Source organism: Vibrio sp. Y176 (assembly GCF_033438945.1).
The window spans coordinates 1-1,165 of record NZ_JAWOQS010000097.1 but is presented as its reverse complement, the minus strand read 5'-3'; the positions used below and the strand labels follow the sequence as shown (position 1 = coordinate 1,165).

Genomic DNA, 1,165 nt, shown 5'->3' with positions numbered 1-1,165 from the left:
AGAAGATGCGCAGGTCTGTTAGCAACTTAAATGTCGCATTGTGGCTTACAACGCGCTCACCCCAACGGCCAGCTGTTCGTGCCATTGCGGCACCGCGCACGCCAGCACCTGGCAGCATGTAGTTGAAGGTTTCACGCGCAACGGTTAAACCAGCCACTGCTGCTGCGGAGATAAACCAACCAGACAGAGTGAGCAAGCCAACAGATGCAGCAAGTGTTAGGAACGCCAATAGCATACCCAGTGACAAACCGAACCAATGTTTTTTATACAGTTTTAGATAAGGGAGTAAATCACGCATCTAGGTTCCCCTTGTCTGATTCACGCTGCGCTAGGTTGGCAGCTAACATGTCTTTAAACAAACCTTCTTGTGAGGCTAGGGTAGCGTAGTCGCCACGTTGTACGATTTGACCATCTTGCATCACGAGAATTTGTGAAACGTTTTGCAAAGGCGCAAGTTGGTGAGTGATCATCAAGTTAGTGGTGGATTGGGTATACTTATTAATTCCTTCCATCACCAGTTTTTCACTGCGCGCATCTAAGCTTGCTGTTGGTTCGTCAAGCAACCAGAAACGGCCGTTTTGTAGCATTGCTCGCGCAAGTGCAAGACGTTGAGCTTGTCCTACAGATAAACCGCCTGAACGGTCAGAGATTGCGTAATCCAGGCCGTGCATTTCAACAAACTCAGCTGCGTAAGAATCGTTGAGCACTGTATTCACTTGTGTGTCTGGAATGTCGTGTTTACCAAGCGTGACGTTATCACGAATGCTGCCGTGCAATAACATTGGGTTTTGACCAATCCAGCTGACAGCTTCGCGCCAAGTCGATAGATCAAGTTGAGACAACTCGTAGCCGTTAATTTTTAAACTGCCTTTGTATGGCATAAAGCCAAGAATGGTATTAACCAAACTGGTTTTACCTGCGCCACTTGGGCCAACAAGCGCAGTGCTTTGATTGGCTTCCAATGAAAATGACAGAGGGCCAGCCAATTGTTTGCCTTCAGGGCTGAAAACAACCAAATCTTGAGCTTCGATTTGAATTGGCGTGTTCTGTTCAAGAGATTGAGTTCCATCTTTCACTTGATCTACCTCTAGTTCAAGAAACTCGACAATACTTTCGGCAGCGCCCACCGCTTGTTGCTTCGCGTGATAGAAAGTGCCGAGATCTC

1 protein-coding gene and 1 pseudogene are annotated in these 1,165 nt (G+C 47.5%); both read right to left on the bottom strand.

What is annotated here, in order from left to right; genetic code table 11:
• Window positions 1–298 (bottom strand): annotated as a pseudogene (locus R7O13_RS24330) (cysteine/glutathione ABC transporter ATP-binding protein/permease CydC); the annotation flags it as partial.
• The coding region (locus R7O13_RS24325; protein WP_318304863.1) for an ATP-binding cassette domain-containing protein at window positions 291–1,165 on the bottom strand (875 nt) is incomplete at its 5' end. The gene R7O13_RS24325 and the pseudogene R7O13_RS24330, both read right to left, overlap by 8 nt.